This is a genomic window from Bianquea renquensis (genome assembly GCF_014384895.1).
GTDB classification, from domain to species: domain Bacteria; phylum Bacillota; class Clostridia; order Lachnospirales; family Bianqueaceae; genus Bianquea; species Bianquea renquensis.
The window spans coordinates 13,136-29,550 of record NZ_JACRSQ010000004.1; the positions used below are offsets into that span (position 1 = coordinate 13,136).

Consider the following 16,415-nt stretch of genomic DNA (forward strand, 5'->3'; position numbering starts at 1 on the left):
TATTTACGCCGGATTGTGTAGCGCTACAAGAGGAAGCGCTGGAGGGAGAAAGAAAGACAGTTCTGTTGGATCAAGACTTTCGAGGTCGAATCGAGACTTTTTTACAGAACTGGAAAGTGTCCATGAACATGTTATTTGTATGTGTTTATATCCTGTATCAGTATAAAATCAGTGGAATTGCGGCGTCTCCTATTGGCATCCCCTTTCTCGGTAGAACAGGAAGACGGGAGCGGCAGACCTTTGGTACCTTTACCAATCCAATGCCTTTTTGCTATACTGTAAACGCAAATGAAAATTCGGATTGGATCTGAAAGATACAGATATTTCTATGCTTGGTCAGGCGAGGAGAGTTAATGTGCAAAAAAAATACCATCATTGTCGGTGCTGGATGAATGCACTCGAAATGGAAGTCTTTTTGAATGATCTTAAGGTGACGAGAGGACTGGTGCTAAGATTGTACTTAAAGCACTCGAAGAATCTATCAGGCGGATTCGTCAAATGCAGGTGTAGATGGATTGGTAACCATTAAAGAAATTAAAGATAACGGCAGCGCAACTTTTGGATTTGATGCTTATAATGAAAAGTTTACTGACATGAATTGCAGGCATCGTTGATCCCGCCAAGGCAGTTGGGCGGCATGTAATAAAAGAAACAATTACAAGATAATTATATGATTTAATCTACGTTTCGACGAGTTAAAAAACAGTAATTTGAAATAGCTTCAAAATGATTGACTTTCACCCTCTTGAAAGCCAAATGGCGAAGCTATGCCATTTTACAAATGGGGGTCAGTATGGGATGGCATGTCATATTTGTTGAATATGGGAAGGAAGATAATGTGTGCATGCAGATGTCATATCTCTTGAAACATATAAACTACACTGATTATGAACTCCTTGTACCAAAGCGAAAGTTAAAGGAAAAACGTAAAGGGTTGTTTGTTGAAATTATTAAAACAATGTTTCCTGGATATGTTTTAATCAAAACAAATAATGCATGGGATATTTTTAATAAAACAAGGCATCTGGACAGCATATACAAATTTCTGCATAGTAATAGCGAAATGCAGGAAATCAGATTGGAAGAAATAGCAAATATCGTTTATATGTTGGATGAAGAGGGAGTTATTGGCATCTCTGATATATATGTGGAAAATGATAGGATCATCGTTACAAAGGGTCCGCTTATGAATTATGACGGTCTCGTTAAAAAGGTGGATCGCAGAAACCATCGGGTAAAGGTATTATTTATGTTTAACGGCGAAAGTCATTTTATTGATATATCGGTAAATCTGATCGAAAAATTTCATCATACTTCAGCCAAAGAAATTCCGTTTTATACGAGTTAATATTTTTTAGTGAACTTGAATCAATATTATAAAAGGAAATGATTATTATATGAATGAAATATATAGGATAAAAAGAGCTATTATTGAGAATATACTTTCTGATTTGGGAAGAATGCAGTATACAGAGGATGGACAAACACCGGAATATTCTTATGACGCTATTGAGTCGCCATATAAAATACTTCATTATAATGACTATGCTTTTAAGTCGGCAATGGGGAGACTGAGAGCGAATGAGACGGTGGATGATATTTTACAAATGCTCAAGAAAAAAGGATTAGTGGATAAGAATGCTGATTTTAATCGAGTGAAATTCCGGAAGCTATCACATAAAATTATTTATAATTTTTTGGTTCCATGGCTATCCTTTACGCCTGTTATGGAAAGATTGATTTATATGTTAACCTATGTAAAACAACCTAAGAATGTTATGGCGATAGGTATAAGTTCGGGTTATACACTTGCATGGATTGGAAGTGCTTGTGATCTAAATCGTACAAGAATATACGGGGTTGAAAAGGATGGATTGATGCTGTCGATTGCGAAAGATAATTTCAGACGATATAAAATGGAACAAATAGAGCTGCATTGTGGAGACGGATTAGAATACCTAAATAAATTTCCCGATGAAATGTTTGATTTGATATTTATTGATACCAGAAAAAATATTGATATTTTGAAAACTGCAGAGAAAAAATTGGTAAAAAATGGTTGGTTAATGCAGCATAACGCCAGTGATATTCATATGGTGAAAGAAATCAAACAATTTTTGGATTTCGTGCGTGATGAAAAACATTTTTCCTATAGCGTTTTGTTTGATGTTGATATACGTGGTTTGGAATTGTCTGTAAAATAAAAAGTATAAATGGTGGTCAAATGTTACATATAAAACTTGTAAATATGCCGTTTGCGGATGTTAATCTTTCTAATTTTGCACTAACACAATTAAAATCAACTATATGCAACCAATTTCAAGATCGTATTGAAGTTAATGTCGTATATGTTAACCATGCATTTGCTGCTTTCATAGGTTTGGAAAATTATCAAAACTTTAGTGGCAATAACAAAAAAAAGATTGGACTCGAAATAGATCATTATACAGATGGATTACGCGATTGGTTCTTTAAAAAAACTGCTTTTCCGAATGAATCCGATAATTATTATGAATACTTTGATAAAAATGAAGTGGAAGAAACTCACCGTCAATTTCTACTGAATAAACGGGATTTAATGGATGGATTCCTCGATATGCAGATACAAGAACATGCGTTAGATAAGACAGATATTGTTGCATTTACGTCAATGTTTGAACAGCAAGTTGCCAATATAGCAATGGCGCGGAAAATCAAACAAAAAAACCCCAACGCAATTATTTTATTTGGTGGTGCAAATTGTGAATATTCTGCATATTTACCATTATTAAAAATCGAGTGTATTGATTACTGTTGTTCGGGTTATGGAAACTTGTTATTTACAAGATTGGTTGAATGTTTTCTTGAAGGAAAACAAGATATGCTTTATCAGATTCCAGGACTTCATTCAAATTTGCTGCACCAACAAAGACGCAACGCCGGATTAAACGAGGAAGATTTCTATTATGGGGAAGAAGATGATATTACTTTATCCCCAAGATTGGATTATAGTGATTTTTTTCAGTCATTTAAAAAATATTTTTCTGATACTAATCTAAAGCCTAGGCTATTTTTTGAGACGTCAAGAGGTTGTTATTGGGGCGAAAAAAACCAATGCTGCAGTTTTTGTGGAATTAATGGCGGAAAACCTGTATATAGAAAAATGGATAATGAAACAGCAATTCGATATCTAAATGATTTACTTTCATATAAAGAAAATGATGTTTTTTGGGCAACTGACAGTGTTATGCCGCCGGAGTATCTTGATTTGGTTTTTCCATATTTAGACATATCGCCAAATCAACATTTTTTTTATGAGATTCGTGCTGATCTTAGTGACCAACAAATTGAAAAAATGGCGAGATATAATATCAATTTGGTTCAGGTGGGTATAGAGAGTTTTGATGACGAAACGCTTCAGTTAATGAAAAAGGGAACAACATCAGTAGATAATCTGAGGGTTTTGAAAAAATGTAGCGAAGAAGGAATTGGCATTCTATGGAATTTGCTTGTAGGCACTCCAGGCGAGCCGGAATATGCTTATAAAAATCAATTTGATTTTATACCTTATATATATCATTTTAACCCACCTAGCGGTGTTTGGGCTATCAGTTTTCAAAAAACAAGCGAATATGTTCACTATCCAGAAAAATATGGACTTATTTTGGAGCCTAATATAAATATCTTGGAAAAGATATACCCTTTTTCGAAGGAAGAATTAGGAAGCATGGCTTATTTTTATCGTTCTTTATCTTTTCAAAAGACGTTTTCATTCAAAAATTTAAAAGAAATTTATCAATTATCTCATCGTGTAGAAGAGTGGAAAAACGCATGGCTTAATAAAACTCCCCCTATGTTATACTTCTTAAATGAAAGATCAATTTTAGATTCAAGGAATAATATTTCCGGCATTATTGATATTACATTGTGTGAATATGACCTTTTACAAAGACTTGATCGACCAATGTCTTTGGCTGAACTTGATTTAAATGAAAAAAGTGAAGAAGCTTTAAAACAGTTGAAAGCAAAAAAATTAGTATACCAACCCGGGGATTGTTATTTTAGTTTAGTTATGAAAAGCGCTCCTAAATTGAGAACTGCGCTGATACCTGAGACAGTAAATCTGTTTTAAAAGAGGTGACTTTGTGAAAATATGCTTCATTAACCCCCCATATACTCAAAGCATTTTAGATAATAACGAGTATGATCCATATAAACCCAATATTCAGAGTCCGGGGTTAGGTTATTTGGCAGCAAGTATTGAAAGAGAAGGGCATTCTGTTACCGTTTTGGAGTGTCCCGCGAATCAATGGGATTTAATACGCTTATGTCAGCATTTGGAAAATAATAAATATGATGCGTATGGCTTATCAATTCTTTATACAACATTATTATGTGCTGCAAAGATTGCCAGATTGATAAGAAAACGCTGTTTTGATACGTTTATTTTTGCAGGTGGAATATATCCGTCGATCTATCCTGAAGATACGCTTGATGTAATACCAGAGTTAGATTGTTGCGTAATTGGAGATGGTGAAGAAATATTAACAGAATTAATGCTGGCTGCAAATGGAGGTATTCAAATTGATAATATTCGCGGAGTAGCATATAGAAAAAATGGAAAATTTGTCATAACGCCACCGTTTATATCCCAAAAAAGCCTTGACGATCTTCCGTATCCTAAAATATCTTATATGAATAGCAGTGGAACATTTGGTATTGTATCATCCCGCGGATGTTATGGGAGTTGTACATTCTGCGCGTCTAATACATATAAACGATTGCGCCCCGGTCCTCTCGTCAAATGTAGGAGTTGTAAAAATATTATTGGAGAACTTGAATGGCTTATTAAGGAATACCACGCAAAAAACTTTATTTTCTTTGATGATAATTTTCTTTATCATTTTTGTGATCCAGATTTTATGCGTGAATTTTCGCATCTGATACATAAAAAAGCACTGTCTTTTCATTTTCAGATAACCGCACGGGCGGACGATATCATTCGATATAGCCAATATTTGGATGTGCTGATAGGATTAGGATTAGATATGGTATTTACAGGCGTCGAAAGTTTTGTACCAAGACAATTGGATCTTTTCAGAAAAGGAGTAACAGCGGAGAAAAATATTCAAGCAATTCAAATTCTTAAAGAAAAGGGCATTCCGTTTTCTTTAGGTTTAATATTATTTGATCCATATACAACGATTGATGAATTAATATATAACATTGACGTTTTACTGGAGTTAGAATATTACAATACTGATTATGCTGGTGCATTTCCAGTTAGCTTAAATGACCCTCTTAAAGTTGTAAAAGGCTCTCCGATTTATTTTGATTTTTTACAGAAGGGTTTATTAAAAAACAATGAAAATGGTTATGATTTTATACATAAAAAAACAGAGCGGTTTTACGATTGTCTAAATAACTGGAGAAAAAAGATTCAGGCGGCTGCGGAAAAATATTATTTAACGTATAAGGCCCATAAGCAAGGAATTCATGAACTTGCTTTTCATTTGTTAAATGAAAAAAAGAAATTAATGGAGCTTGATATGCTTTGCTTTAGGAGAATTGCTCAATTATGTGCTACAGAAATGGGGACGGGAGAAATTATGAAAATTATTGAAAGAGAATATCTCAACGATCTGCTTTCAATAGAGCAGACATTCAAAAAGGCTGAATATGCTTTAGAACAGCCAGATAAAAGGTGCTAAAATGATTATATTTGGAATTGGAGGGTCTGCGCACGATTTTTCATCTTGCATTGTTCAGGACGGTAAAATTCGTATAATGCTGGAGGAGGAGCGCATTACCCGGAATAAACATGCTTTAGGTTTCCGTTCTCATTTTTTTAGAAGTAAAGCGTATGTAATGGATAATATGAAGCTTCATGAAAATGATATTGATATGTTTATTGGGAATGATCTAATAATGAGTCACCTTATAAAGCTTCATTTTCCAGAAAGAACAAGGTTGATTAGGCACCATATGTCTCATATTGCCGGTACATATTATTCTTCAGGATTTTCCGAAAGCGCATTATTATGTATTGATGGATCAGGGAGCGTACTTTCAGATGATGCAGAAGAAGTAATTACTTATGGCTATGCTCAAAACAATGATATAAGAATCATGCATCAAGTAACGCAGGATTATAAAAAGAATATCTATTCTTCATTGGGCGGTCTATATGAAGCGTTTACAGTTTTATGTGGATTCCGTGTATTTGAAGACGGTAAAACTATGGGACTTTCTGCTTATGGAAAAGATACATACTATCATGAATTATCCAAATATGTTTCAATTGATTCTATCGGGAATCTTTCTATGTTCCAATCTCCCGGACAATTGAAGGAATATGCAAATGAACTCAAAAAAGGCAAGAATGAAGAACAGATATTTCGCATCCATGCAGATTTGGCATACGCCGGCCAGAGAATTTTAGAGGAAAGCGTTTTTGAAATCATGAGGATTCTATATGAAAAGACGAAATGCCCGCGCTTATGTTACAGCGGAGGTGTTGCGTTAAATAGCGTGCTTAACGGTAAAATATTAAAAAACACGCCGTTTAAGGAAGTCTATATTCTTCCAGCTTGCAATGACGCAGGAACATCCATTGGCGCAGCTCTTTATGGTTATTATAATTTAGCCGGGAATCCATATCATGGTGGGAAAAGATTGCGTAGCGCATATTTTGGAAAATCATATGACGATTCTTATATTGAAAAAGCACTAAAGGTCCAAAATGGTAAAATACAGTGGCGGAAACTTGAAAGGAGCGAATTATTAAAAGATGCTGTGAAAAATCTTTCAGAGCAGAAAATAGTAGGGTGGTTTCAGGGAAGATCAGAAATAGGACCCAGAGCGCTTGGAAACAGAAGTATTCTTACTGATGCAAGGGATAAGAATATGAAAGATAAGTTGAACAAACGCGTGAAGTTTCGTGAAGGATTCCGACCTTTTGCGCCTGTTGTTCCCCTGGAAAAAGCAAAAGATTATTTTGTAATGGAACATGATGAATCAGAATTTATGCTTTTTGTATCTCAAGTGAGAGAGGATCGTTGTGATGAAATTCCATCTGTAATACATATCGATCAAACAGCAAGGGTGCAAACGCTTACAGCAAATGAGAATGATCTGATTTACCAGTTAGTAATGGAATTTGGCAATGAAACTGGAACATATGTTTTGATCAATACATCGTTTAATGTACAAGGACAGCCGATTGTGGAAAAACCAGAAGAAGCAATTGATTGTTTCTTGAGTACACAGATTGATGTTTTATATATGAACAGCTATAAAATAGAAAAGGTGAAAATAAATGAATAATAAAACGCCATCTGTTCTTCTCATCTCGCTGATAGCTGGAAATGCAATAAAGATATTTGAAGATATGGGCATTGCATATATAGCTTCGTATCTGAGAAAAAAAGGATGTGATGTCTCCATCATGCGTGAAGCATTGGCGTCCATTGATATAGAATCTATTGGCAAAAAAGAATGGAATTTTATCGGATTTTCCGTTTATGATCTCAATCTTCCTGATGTTTTGGCAGCGGCAAAAAAACTAAAAGGTTACCATTCATTGAAGAAAAGTGTGTTTTTTGCAGGTGGTTATACAGCTACACTTGATTATAAACGTTTGCTTCAAGGCGGAGCGATTGACTATATCATCATGGGTGAAGGTGAACTTACAGCGTACGATAGTATTAACGCACTATACAAGGGCAATACCCTGGACAATATACCCGGCGTTGCTTATAAGGCGGGAAAAGAAATAGTTGTTAATCCAAAGAGAAAATTTGTTGAAGATCTTGACTCGCTTCCATGGCCGAGCAGGGACTTGCTGATGGAAAAAGAATACCGTGTGGCGATTATTTCGTCGTCAAGGGGCTGCACTGGAAATTGCTCTTTTTGCGTATCAAAGAAATATTGGGGCAAATGGAGAGGCAGAAGTGTTAAGAACACTGTGGACGAAATGCAATATATCACACAAGCCTATAATATTAATAATTTTTACATTATTGATTGCAGTTTGGATGATCCGGGAATACCGTCAGGGCGGTTAGAATCACTGATGGATGAAATGATTCAACGGAAACTGACTATTTATTTTAATGCCTATATGAAGGCCGACTTCCAGCGGGACGCAACACCATTGCTTATACAGAAAATGAAAGAAGCAGGTCTGTGTGGGTTGATGGTGGGAATTGAATCTGGAAATCAGGATGATTTAAATTTATACAACAAAGCGGCAACCGTTGAAGATAACTATGGAATTATGGATCTGTTACTAAAGCATGAGATTGCCGTTACAATAGGTTTTATAATGTTTAATCCATTTTCCACATATGAACGTTTGCTGAAGAATATAGAATTTTTGGATCATTATGATCTTGCATACAATATCGAATATGTTGTAAGCGGATATATTGTTTATTCTGGAAACAGCCTCAACGATATGATAAAGAAAAATGGCTTATGGAACGATGCAGGAGGGCGATTCTATAGTTATACAATGAAAGATAAACGTATTTACACATTTGCAAAATACTTATTGGAATATCTTCAGGCTATCAATAGCCATACAAACGACTTGCTTATGAGAATACAAAGGTATATGATCCCCTTTGGTTATTGGTCTAAAGTGTACGAAAAAAATAGACTTGTGAAAAAGATTCTTGAAGATGAAAAACGCAGTATAAGCGTGATTCAAAAGGAACTTTCAAAGACGATTGTCTGTCTATTTAAGGAATTGTTGGAATTATCTATGAATGGTTGGAGTTTGGAAGCTGCTGATACAGTTTCCAGGGACATATTTTCGGATGATAAACTTAGAAATATTGCTCAACAATTTGAATTTACCAGAAATCGAATGTACTTGAAAATGGAACGTGTGGGCATTGATTTAAATAAGTGCCCTTTTTTATAAATTAAACTGTTCTGGTTAATACCATAAAGAAGTTGTATCTCAATTCTTAAAATGCGCATCGTGGACTATTTCATTTAATGTAGTATTCACAAAAAATAAAAATTAAAAGGAGATTATAAAATGAGTGGAAATATCAGTGATAGAGTTATGGAAATTATTTTATATTATGTAAGTGATGAAAACAAAGCGAAGCTGACTATTGATGATCCAATGTCTTCATTTGGAATTAACTCTGTAGACTTTATAAAAATTATCGTGGCTATTGAAACAGAATATAATTTTGAATTTTTAGATGAAGATTTGGCCATGGACAGATTCCATACAGTTCGTGATCTGTCTGAATATGTATTACAACGTGTTAGCGAAAATGAACAAGATGGATATTGAGGATATATTACCTCTACATGATACACAGGTTGCGCTTCTGCTTCCATATATGGTATTGAATAAGACAAAAATCGGCTTTGAACAACAAGCTTATTTTATCAGCGGTATAAAAGACATAAACGCAATAAAGAAAGCCTTCGGCGTTTTGTCGCGGTACCATCAGAGTTTGCGCAGCACAGTGCATTATATCGGACTGACGCGGCCTGTTCAAGTAATACATCGTCAGATGGATGCTTTGCGCGTAGTTCATTATACGGATCCGCAGAAGTTGCTGCACGATCTTTGGAACGAACCGATGGAACTTTCCCAGCGGGCGTTTGAAGTGACATTATGTCAGGTAGAAGCCGAAAAATTGTTGGTAATATTTCGGTATCACCATCTTCTTTTTGACGGATGGAGTAATATCCTTATTTTGCGTGGGTTGATGCAGATATATCATTCTTTGGTGTTCCGCATTCCGTATCAGCCAACCAATGTGCTGGGGCATCGGGCTTACTACAGTTACATACGAGAACTTTCAGAAATGAAGCATAATAGTTTTTGGACCGGATATCTGAAAAATCCCCCAACTCCTATATTCAAAGTCAAGCAAATAGACATATTGAAAAAGTTTGAACAAAGCGATCTTTCATATACCCTTACATTAGATGAGTGTAGCTGCTTGGCAAGTACGGCTATGCAATGTGGTATTACTCCAGCTGTGCTTTTTTGTTTAGCGTGGGCTTTGGTTCTGAAGGATCTTTACAATTTGGATGATGTGATATTTAATATTGTATTATCTGGGCGCGATGCCAATTTACCATCAATAGAAACCTTCATTGGACCATGCATTACAACTGCACCATTACGGGTCTGGGATATGCATTCTTGTTCTGCATTAAAACTTGCGCAAAAGATACAGAATGATCTTCAACATATTCAAGCGAACCAATATGTAAAGGATCCAGGGAGAGATGCAATTTTTCCACAGACCATGGTAAATATACAAAACTATCCTAAGGATTTGGACTTGCCGGATAAACATTATAAAGTAGACCTTTATCAATCAAAATATGCAAACGGCTTTTTATTAACACTGAACGTATTTACATTAGATTTTCAGTATATTGTTCAGTTGTCTTACGATGCTAATTTCTTCAGTAAGGAAAATGCGCTGGGCGTGATAGAAAAAGTAAGGGAGGTTGTTGCATCCCTGGTCCGAGACCTATTGAATTAAGAAAGGATGAAATAGTGTGTTAAAATTTAGTGTTCCGGCGGATTATAAACTAGAAACAATCTATCGTTACAGTTTATTGAACGAGCAATATTCTGATAGGTGTGTTTATGAAACGTATGGACAATTAACGGAAAACAATGTATATGGTTCTGGACGTCCGGTGGGACTGCTGCCTACGCTTAATACGAAATCGCTCGAAAAATATATTTATGTGTCTCATGAACATAACATAAAATTTAACTATATTTTTAATGCTACATGTTTAGGAAACAGAGAATTTCAAAATGAGACAATTAGCAAAATGGAGAGCTTTTTTGAACTGATAGAAAGTCTGGGAGTGGATTATATAACAGTGGCAATTCCCGCTGTTATGGATTTTATAAAAAAGCGAGGATATCAGTTCAAACTAAAAGCGTCTACGTTATGCGGAATTACCAATGTGAACAAAGCTAAAAAATATATGGACTTTGGTGCAGAAAGGTTTGTTGTATGTGAAGATATCAATAGGGATTTCAACACGCTGCAACAATTGTGTGATACGTTTCCGAACTGTGTTGAAGTTATTGTAAACGTTATTTGCCTCAGTCATTGTATGTTTAGACCTTTCCATCAGAACCAAGGCTCCCATAACTATGAGCACGGTGATGCGGGAGTAAAATATTATGAACATCAATGTATGCTGCAACGCTTGGAGAACAGTGCAAACTTAGTAAAGATGAATTGGGTCAGACCAGAGGATTTGAATTACTATTGTAAAACCGGTATCAATTTATTTAAAATACAGGGAAGGCACCTTGTAGAGCAGGGTGATATTGTCCGGTGTGTAGAAGCGTATTTAAATGAATCTTATGATGGTGATTTGATGTTCCTCCTTAACTGTTTTTCTCAGACATCCCCATTTAACGTAAAGATTGATAACAAGAGGTTGGACGGCTTTATCAAAGGATTTTATGAACGCAAGCAAATATGTCAAAATAATTGTGCTCGGTGTTCATACTGCGATTCTTTTGCAAAAAATGCGATACAGGTGGAAGACGCAAAGCACAAGGGAGATATCGGAAGTACGTATTTACGGAAAGTAAATCCATACAGTTTATATTTGGAGCAAAAACAATGAATACAAATATCAGATTAGATGATAGTATAGTTCTTAAAATAAGAAATATTTGCAAACATTTGCAACTTGATTGCGACGTTTGCATTGTACTTTCTTTGGCAGTATTGTTAGGGAGAATCGTTATTCAAGATGCATCGGCGTCAATTGTCATTTTTTCAGATGCATATACCGAAAAACAGTGGAATTTTCGTATAGAGCAACTAACAAAGGACATGAGTTGCAGAGAACTATATCAAAACATAGCAGATGGATTGAAAAAACAAATAAAAGTGGATGCAGATATAAAAATCATTATAAAAGATGGCACTGTTGAAGTAAATGCAGAAAACTATTTTACAGATATTGTGGATTTATTAACCAATTATATAGAAACTGCTTTGACAGTGTTGGTATCTACATTATGGGATATGGATACCACTTTTATTTCTTCACTTCAATTTGGTATGCCGCAAGAAGGCAGGATTAGTGGAAAGAATAGTGATTACACCGATATAGGAGTTCTTTTGCAAAATAACGCATTGTTAAATTGGAATCAGATCGCGGTAGAACGTATTTATAAACGGAGTGAACAGGATGGGTTTTTAGTCCAGACAATAACATATCGAGAACTGATGGGAATAGCTTACAATATCGCACAAGAGTTACAGATAAAAAGAGTCTCCAGCGCGAGTATCATTGTAACCAATGGAATAGAATTAGCAGTAGGCATCATCGGTTGTATTATGGCGGGATGCACCTATATTCCTATCGATCAAAATATATCGGGGCGTCAGCGGACACATCATAGTGTTGAAGAAGCCAGCACAGAGGGGATCTTATACGGTGCTGAAATTGAAAATATTGAACTGATTGATCTGTATAAAACCAAAATAAGAATTTGCATGAATGAATGCCCTGATACCCCGAAATGGCGAATTCCAACGGGAAATGAAAAGGCTTATATAATACGTTCATCAGGTTCTATGGGAACTCCCAAAGGCATTATAATTTCCAGAAATAGCCTGAGCAACTTAGTTAGTTGGCGCTTGCGGCAATATCCGTTAAATGATATACAATCAATACTTCAACTACTTTCTTGGGGATTCGACGGCTTTTATTCCGATTTCTTTTTAGGTTTGTGCGGAGGACGCAGATTAATAATCCCCGATCCAAACTTGAGAACGGAAACAAGTTTATTTTCTTTTTTAAAACAACGCGAACAGGCAATGATGACCAGTATGGTGAGTTCGTTGTTTGAATATATAGTAAATTCCCAGACTGGGCTTGTGAAAAAGTTGGCGCGAGTGGTACTTGGCGGCGAAAAAATACGAGAAACATCCATTCAAAAAGCAAAGGAACTGAATCCATCAATGCATATAGTGAATGAATATGGACCATCGGAAAATACGATTGTTTCTTTTGTTTGTGACCCGATATCTGACGAGAATGTTAACTGCATAGGGAAGCCGATAGATGGTGTTTATGCATATATTTTGGACAGGATGGGGCAGCCGGTGTTACCTGGGGTGACCGGAGAATTGTATATTGGCGGTATTGGTTTAATGGAAGGGTATGAAGGAAAGGAGGATAACAAATTTATCCGATATGGAAGTGAAATTTTATTTCAAAGCGGAGATTTGGTTCGACAGTCGGAAATCGGCTTAATTGAATTCATTTCCATAAAGGATAAGTATGCCAAATGTTTCGGGCATTATGTAGACATGCAAGCAGTGGAGGATTTGATTAAGGAACAGTTACCCGTGCGTGACTCATGTGTTTTTTGTTCGTCTCTAAGCGGCAAGGATAATCTTATAGCTCTTTATGTTGCTGATAAAAATATACCGGCTGAGTATCTTACGAAACTCCCAATTCCTCCCTTTGCAATTCCCGCAGATTGGCAACGGGTGGATAAAATGATTCATACGGATAGCGGAAAAGTAGATCGTCTAACAATGAAAGATCAATATGAGCAGGGGGTGGCTCTACATAAAGACGCGAATAACGGCGTATGTGATTTGGAGCAGGTTATAGAGACTGTTTATGAGATGTTCAGGCAAATTATCCCTATTCCCAGATCGGCAATATGCGCAAATTTTTTTGACATTGGATTTAAATCCCTACAATTACTCAAAGTATTTAATAAATTAACAAATAAATATCCGGAATCAATTGAACTCATAGATTTATTTGAATATACATCCATAAGTGCCATTTCTGAAAGAATATACAATATAATTAAAGCGAGGGATGGTAGATGCATTTCGAAGTAGCTGTCACCGGTATGGCAATAACAGCAGCATGCGCGGAAAATCTGCAAGAATATTGGAGCATACTGGAGCGAGGAGTAGATTGTGTAAGCAAATTTCCGGTTATGCGCTATAATGATATACGTCATTACTGTCAGCTTCACAACATGAATGTAGGAAAGATTGCAAACTCTGAAGCAGCTTTTTTACCGAAAATAGACATGTTTGATAATCAGCTTTTTGGCATGACCCCAAAAGAAGCTGAATTATTGGATCCAAGCCACAGGCTGTTTTCGCAAACTGCGTGGGAGGCGTTGTGTGATGCCGGATACAGTAAAACTGCTTTATCCGGAATGAATGCGGGATATTATGCGGGATATTACGGAAATGAAACATATGCAGCCATGATTAAAGAGTTGGATCCATTAGGCTACAATATCTCAATGACGGGAAATATGCCGTCTATGTTAGCGAGTCGTTTAGCTTATACATTAAATACAAGCGGTCCGGCTATTACCATAAATACATCTTGTTCGTCCTCTTTGGTTGCAATTTACATGGCTTGTTTAGCTTTGGAAAATCACGAATGTGATATAGCAATAGCTGGAGGAGTTCAGATTCACGTAATTCCATATAAAGATATCAATATAGGTATTGAGTCCCCCACTTTTCGGACGCACGCTTTTGATGTGTCTGCCGCAGGAACAGGTACAGGTGAAGGATGCGGGGTTGTTGTATTAAAAAGGCTGCATGATGCTATTGCAGAAAAAGACAAAATTTATGCAGTTGTGAAAAGCGGAGCAGTTAACCATGACGGAACTTCAGCAGGCATAACAGTTCCAAATTTGAAAGCACAAAAATCATTATTACAAAAAGCGTGGGATAGCAGCGGTTTTAGCAGTGATCAAATCAATTATATCGAAGCCCATGGTACCGCTACAAAAATCGGAGATATGATTGAGGCGAAAGCGATGACGGAAGCCTTTTCAACGTATGGAAGGCAGGGCAGATGCGCTATAGGCACTGTTAAATCAAACATAGGACATTTGGACGCGGCTGCTGGAGTTGCAGGTTTTATAAAGGCTGCATTAATATGCTCTTATCGAAAAATTCCGCCTTCCATTCACTATACTACTCCTAACCAGCATATTGATTTTGACCATTCGCCAGTATATGTGTGTGACTGCCCTACCGACATAAATAGTGATTTGGCTGTATGCGGGATAAGTTCTTTTGGAATCAGTGGTACGAATTGCCACATGGTGATTTGTTCATTCTCGAATTGTATTCCTTCGATTATAGTACCTCAAAAACCAAATACATCTTTTTGGGTTGGCCGTGTAGCATATGAAAAAAAAGTTGTAATTAAAGGAAAGCTTGTGGAAGATATAGATGAAGAAGAATGGTTTATGGCGGAACTGGTTGCGGACATTCTCGGAATAGAAAAAGTGGATGTTCACGCCAATCTCATGGAAATGGGCTTGGATTCGATAAGTGCTTTAGGAATAATTGGAAAGCTTAATTGTCCGGTACATGTAGATGCGCTTCTAAGTCATCCTTCTATAGTAGAATTTGTCAGCTATATGAAAAAGAGTGGAATGGCATGGAAAAAATAATACGTCCGGGGAAAAACTGTCTTTACGGCGCGTTAGAGAATATTTTCCGTTTTGGCGGAATGGATATAAGCGAAGAAGAAATTTTTCTCTATTGCAAGGGTATGCAGTTTCAACTACATAAAAATAAGAACGCTCAGAGTAGTTATTTATACAGTACATTTCAAAGGATTTGTGATGCATTCTGTGACTATCCGTTTGCAGAATCGATGATATATGCTCATTGCAACAATTTTAATAAAATGCAAAAAGAAGCATTGGCAGGTGGCTGGAATGTGATTCTTTCCGGTAGATTCCCGCCATTGGAGACCTCCAGGAATCTGGCAGAGTTTACTGCTGATGATATGCATTGCCTGATTTTACTGGATGTTTTGGATCCAGATTATTTGCTTACCGGAGATTGTTACATCGTAAATAACGATGCCTCTATAACGGCAAATATAAGAAAGATAGAGACATCTAATATACAAGATAATTTAAATGAAGTATTGTTTGTACGTTACAAAAAAGAATACCCCTACGACAAATGGATACATCAGGCAATTATTGATAACCTTGAGATTTTCCTGTGTTCATCTGGTTGTGATACTCTCTATGGTCAAACTGCGCTTGAAGCATGTGTGGATGAGTTGGAAAAATGTACTTTGGTTGATAATCAATTTTTATCGCAGCGGTTCTTTTATTTAGCGTATATGTTAAAATCTCACTTTGTGGTTATCTTTGATTATTGGGTTGATATTTTAAAACGCTATCTTTCGGACTGCGCTGATTCAGAAGCATGCATCGAAGAAATCAAGAAACTGAAAGTACGTTTAAATAATATTTATGCAGGACTACTTAAAGCAGCGTATGCAGGAAAATCATCTCCCCATCTCTTTCAGATGATTCATACAGAACTGTGTGAACAGAGAAAGTTGTTTGAAAAAATTTATAAAATGTGGATGTGAAT

At 36.2% G+C, this 16,415-nt stretch carries 12 protein-coding genes and 1 pseudogene; all 13 read left to right on the forward strand.

The features are described 5' to 3' along the window. Window positions 1-29 precede the first annotated feature (29 nt). Window positions 30-311: pseudogene (locus H8730_RS18015) on the forward strand (condensation domain-containing protein); the annotation flags it as partial. Between the two features lie 482 nt (window positions 312-793). Further along, window positions 794-1,348, forward strand: a complete 555-nt coding sequence (loaP, locus tag H8730_RS03990; RefSeq protein WP_177719325.1) for an antiterminator LoaP — start codon at window positions 794-796, stop codon at window positions 1,346-1,348. Between the two features lie 49 nt (window positions 1,349-1,397). Beyond that, the gene (locus tag H8730_RS03995) at window positions 1,398-2,204 is read left to right on the forward strand and encodes an O-methyltransferase (protein WP_177719324.1); all 807 of its coding nucleotides are present in this window, start codon (window positions 1,398-1,400) and stop codon (window positions 2,202-2,204) included. A gap of 20 nt (window positions 2,205-2,224) precedes the next feature. Then, window positions 2,225-4,111, forward strand: a complete 1,887-nt coding sequence (locus tag H8730_RS04000; RefSeq protein ID WP_177719323.1) for a RiPP maturation radical SAM C-methyltransferase — start codon at window positions 2,225-2,227, stop codon at window positions 4,109-4,111. Between the two features lie 13 nt (window positions 4,112-4,124). After that, complete coding sequence (locus H8730_RS17835; RefSeq protein ID WP_177719322.1) at window positions 4,125-5,690, forward strand: B12-binding domain-containing radical SAM protein; 1,566 nt, start codon at window positions 4,125-4,127, stop codon at window positions 5,688-5,690. A 1-nt stretch (window position 5,691) separates the two neighbouring features. After that, window positions 5,692-7,305: a carbamoyltransferase family protein gene (locus H8730_RS04010; protein WP_177719321.1), complete on the forward strand. Its 1,614-nt coding sequence runs from the start codon at window positions 5,692-5,694 to the stop codon at window positions 7,303-7,305. Continuing rightward, a complete protein-coding gene (locus H8730_RS04015) occupies window positions 7,298-8,908 on the forward strand; it encodes a B12-binding domain-containing radical SAM protein (protein ID WP_177719320.1) in 1,611 nt (536 codons plus the stop codon). Before H8730_RS04010 ends, H8730_RS04015 begins: the two co-directional genes overlap by 8 nt. Window positions 8,909-9,028: 120 nt before the next feature. Then, window positions 9,029-9,295: an acyl carrier protein gene (locus H8730_RS04020; protein WP_177719319.1), complete on the forward strand. Its 267-nt coding sequence runs from the start codon at window positions 9,029-9,031 to the stop codon at window positions 9,293-9,295. Next, window positions 9,276-10,511: a condensation domain-containing protein gene (locus tag H8730_RS04025; RefSeq protein ID WP_177719318.1), complete on the forward strand. Its 1,236-nt coding sequence runs from the start codon at window positions 9,276-9,278 to the stop codon at window positions 10,509-10,511. The genes H8730_RS04020 and H8730_RS04025 overlap by 20 nt, the downstream gene beginning before the upstream one ends. Before the next feature lie 16 nt (window positions 10,512-10,527). Next, on the forward strand, window positions 10,528-11,628 hold the full coding sequence (locus H8730_RS04030) for a U32 family peptidase (RefSeq protein WP_177719317.1): 1,101 nt from the start codon (window positions 10,528-10,530) through the stop codon (window positions 11,626-11,628). Then, complete coding sequence (locus H8730_RS04035) at window positions 11,625-13,877, forward strand: non-ribosomal peptide synthetase (RefSeq protein ID WP_249289414.1); 2,253 nt, start codon at window positions 11,625-11,627, stop codon at window positions 13,875-13,877. The genes H8730_RS04030 and H8730_RS04035 overlap by 4 nt, the downstream gene beginning before the upstream one ends. Further along, entirely contained in the window at window positions 13,862-15,469 is a 1,608-nt protein-coding gene (locus H8730_RS04040) for a beta-ketoacyl synthase N-terminal-like domain-containing protein (protein WP_177719315.1), read from the forward strand. The genes H8730_RS04035 and H8730_RS04040 overlap by 16 nt, the downstream gene beginning before the upstream one ends. After that, window positions 15,457-16,413, forward strand: a complete 957-nt coding sequence (locus H8730_RS04045) for a hypothetical protein (RefSeq protein ID WP_177719314.1) — start codon at window positions 15,457-15,459, stop codon at window positions 16,411-16,413. Before H8730_RS04040 ends, H8730_RS04045 begins: the two co-directional genes overlap by 13 nt. Window positions 16,414-16,415: the final 2 nt, after the last annotated feature.

Excerpts from the sequence above, each read along its gene's own strand:
- loaP (WP_177719325.1), top strand. The coding sequence starts at position 794 with ATGGGATGGCATGTCATATTTGTTGAATATGGGAAGGAAGATAATGTG.
- H8730_RS03995 (WP_177719324.1), top strand. The coding sequence starts at position 1,398 with ATGAATGAAATATATAGGATAAAAAGAGCTATTATTGAGAATATACTT.
- H8730_RS04000 (WP_177719323.1), top strand. The coding sequence starts at position 2,225 with ATGTTACATATAAAACTTGTAAATATGCCGTTTGCGGATGTTAATCTT.
- H8730_RS04010 (WP_177719321.1), top strand. The coding sequence starts at position 5,692 with ATGATTATATTTGGAATTGGAGGGTCTGCGCACGATTTTTCATCTTGC.
- H8730_RS04015 (WP_177719320.1), top strand. The coding sequence starts at position 7,298 with ATGAATAATAAAACGCCATCTGTTCTTCTCATCTCGCTGATAGCTGGA.
- H8730_RS04020 (WP_177719319.1), top strand. The coding sequence starts at position 9,029 with ATGAGTGGAAATATCAGTGATAGAGTTATGGAAATTATTTTATATTAT.
- H8730_RS04025 (WP_177719318.1), top strand. The coding sequence starts at position 9,276 with ATGAACAAGATGGATATTGAGGATATATTACCTCTACATGATACACAG.
- H8730_RS04035 (WP_249289414.1), top strand. The coding sequence starts at position 11,625 with ATGAATACAAATATCAGATTAGATGATAGTATAGTTCTTAAAATAAGA.
- H8730_RS04040 (WP_177719315.1), top strand. The coding sequence starts at position 13,862 with ATGCATTTCGAAGTAGCTGTCACCGGTATGGCAATAACAGCAGCATGC.
- H8730_RS04045 (WP_177719314.1), top strand. The coding sequence starts at position 15,457 with ATGGAAAAAATAATACGTCCGGGGAAAAACTGTCTTTACGGCGCGTTA.